The organism is Pseudonocardia ammonioxydans (assembly GCF_900115005.1).
In the GTDB taxonomy this organism is placed as follows: domain Bacteria; phylum Actinomycetota; class Actinomycetes; order Mycobacteriales; family Pseudonocardiaceae; genus Pseudonocardia; species Pseudonocardia ammonioxydans.
Map to the genome: position 1 here is coordinate 1 of NZ_FOUY01000126.1, position 2,696 is coordinate 2,696.

Here is a 2,696-nt window from a genome sequence, read left to right on the forward strand (position 1 = left end):
ACGCGGTCGCCGTACTGCTGGCGGAGCTGTTCGATCGCCGGATACACCGCGCCGCAGGCCTCGCATTCGAAGTCGAGGAACTCCACGAAGTTCACCGTGGCGCCGGGCGCGGTCGACAGCCGGTGGCTGTTGTCCCGGACCGCGACCGCTGCGGCTTCGGAGCTGTTGTCCGGGGTATCGCTGCCGAGGCGTGTGAGGCCAAGCAACGCGGCCACGACGAGGACGAACAGGCCGGCGATGAGCAGGGACAGCGTCGTGTTGGACAGACGACGCGGCGTGTGGGATGACGATGTGCGGTTGCGCGTAGCGCGTGACATGGAAGGGCCCTCCGGGCAGACCAGGCGACCTGGCGTCGCGAATCGGATTCCGCTGCGGTGGTTCCGGACGCGACCATCCCGCAAGACGGCCTCAGCGGCCGATCACGGATGGGAAGTCGACCACGGCGCCGGCGAATCAGTTCCGATCGACGCAGAGCACGGCGACGGGCGCGCGAACCGCCGCCGGAGGAGCCGGGCTCGACATCGGCGCGGGCAGGACGGGCCGCTCCGTCCGGGCCGGCCCCAGGCACGCGGGGACGAGCGCGGGGCCCGGGTCACGCGGGTTGTCGAGTCCGCGTAGCGCGGCCTCCTCGGCGGCGTGCGATCCGCTCGGGCCGTGACAGGGCCGGTCCGGGGTACACGGATCTGCCTCATTCGGTGAGAGCAGATCCTCGGCTGCGAGACTCCTGGTGAGGCTCTCCGCATCGGGAGACTCATCGGGCCCGCAGCCGGGACACTCTGCGGGCTCCTGGTCCGGAGCCACCGTGACGGAGGCGACCATCGCCACCGACCGTTCCTGCGGCATGTCGTGGCAGGCCAGGAGGGGGCCGAACGCGGTGTGCACGAGCACGGCCAGCAGCAGGACGACGAATGGGGTTGCGGGACCGCGTATCGCAGTACGCACGCTCACCCACCCCTCCTCAGAAGGCAACGGGCCTGCTCCTCCGTCGTGACGGACCCGACGTCATGCCACCGGCCTGCATCTTCGACGGCTCGTAGAGTACGTCCGCCCTCCGATGCTCTGCCCTTCGGGCAGCACTACCCCAAACATATCGACGTTCGTTAGAATATTTGGATGGCCATGGATGACGCGTGTGACCTGCTCTGTCTCGATCTTCCGCACGCTGAACGGATCCGTGCCGCACTGCCGAACACCACTCGTATCGAACCGGCGGCCGGTGTGGCCCGCGGACTCGGGGATGCCACCCGGCTGCGGATCGCGGCCGCCCTGCTCGAGGGGGCCGAACTGTGTGTGTGCGACACCGCCTGGATCGTCGGAACGTCGCAGGCACTGGCGTCACACCATCTGCGCCAGCTGCGCACGGCCGGGGTCGTGACCTCGCGCCGGGACGGCCGGATGGTGATGTACCAGCTCTCCGACCGGGGACGCTCCGTCCTGGCGGTGCTGGTCGGGGTCGACAACGGCACTGCGGTCGGCACCGACGGCGGCGGCGACGCGGTGTTGGAAGGAGCAGATCGTGTCTGATTCCGACACTGCGCCCGCATCCGCGAACGACAGCGCTGCGGGGGGGCGACGAGGGGCCTGGCCGTATCTGGCAGGTCCGTGAGCTGCAGCTCGCCGCGGTCGCTGCGGTGCTACTCGCCGCCGCCTGGGTGCTCGCTCTCGTCGCCGGTGGTCCGGCACTGCTGATCGGCGGTGTCGAGCTGGCCGCCGCAGCGGTCGCGGCGTCGACGTTCGTGCCCGACGCGCTGCGCAACCTGCGCCACGGCCGGATCGGTGTCGGCACCCTGATGACGATCGCCGTTATTGGCGCCGTCGCACTCGGACAGATCGCCGAGGCCGCGCTGCTCGGGATCCTGTTCTCCATCGCCGAAGGGCTCGAACACCATGCCGTGACCCGGACCCGCCGCGGCCTACGCGCCCTGCTCGGACTGGTCCCACCGACCGCCTCGGTGCTGCGCGACGGCGACGAGGTCACCGTCTCCCCTGACGACCTGGTCGTCGGTGACGTCCTGATCCTGCGCCCCGGTGAGCGAGCCGCGACCGACGGCACCATCCGCACCGGGCGGACCAGTCTGGACACCTCCGCGATCACCGGTGAGTCGGTCCCGGTCGAGGCGGGCCCGGGCGACGACCTCTACGCCGGGACGATCAACGGCGGTGGCGCGATCGAGGTCGTGGTCAGCGCCCCGGCCTCGGACAGCTCGCTGGCGCGGATCGTGCACATCGTCGAGCAGGCCCAGGAGCGCAAGGGCTCCGGTCAGTGCCTCGCCGACCGGATCGCTCGCCCGCTGGTTCCCGCGATCATGGTCCTGGCCGTGCTGATCGCCGGGCTGGGCGCGCTGTTCGGCGATCCGATGCTCTGGCTCGAACGAGCCCTCGTCGTGCTCGTGGCCGCGTCACCGTGCGCGCTGGCGATCTCGGTACCGCTCACCGTGGTCGCCGCGATCGGCGCGTCCAGCCGGCACGGCGCGCTGGTCAAGGGTGGTGCGGGGCTGGAGGAGCTCGGCCGGATCCGAGCTGTCGCGCTGGACAAGACCGGCACCCTGACCCGCAACGAGCCCGAGGTGGTCGAGGTTCTCGCTGCACCCGGCGAGGACCACGCCGACGTGCTGGCCACCGCCGCTGCGCTGGAATCCCGGAGCGAGCACCCGCTGGCCCGGGCGGTCCTCACCGCCGCCGAGGCGGCACCGTGG

General features: G+C 71.0%; 3 protein-coding genes. 2 read left to right on the plus strand and 1 reads right to left on the minus strand.

The window, feature by feature from the left end; all coding sequences use genetic code 11:
• Positions 1-317, minus strand: a 317-nt coding sequence (locus tag BM093_RS34495; RefSeq protein WP_425439228.1) for a DsbA family protein, incomplete at its 3' end; no start/stop codon positions are given.
• Positions 318-1,113: 796 nt separating this feature from the next.
• Between BM093_RS34495 and BM093_RS34505 the strand changes: the two genes are divergently transcribed.
• Positions 1,114-1,524 (plus strand): ArsR/SmtB family transcription factor, encoded by a 411-nt coding sequence (locus tag BM093_RS34505; RefSeq protein ID WP_085915388.1) that lies wholly within the window; start codon positions 1,114-1,116, stop codon positions 1,522-1,524.
• Positions 1,525-1,559: 35 nt separating this feature from the next.
• Positions 1,560-2,696, plus strand: a 1,137-nt coding sequence (locus BM093_RS34510) for a heavy metal translocating P-type ATPase (protein WP_281248763.1), incomplete at its 3' end; no start/stop codon positions are given.

Excerpts from the sequence above, each read along its gene's own strand:
- BM093_RS34505 (WP_085915388.1), top strand. The coding sequence starts at position 1,114 with ATGGCCATGGATGACGCGTGTGACCTGCTCTGTCTCGATCTTCCGCAC.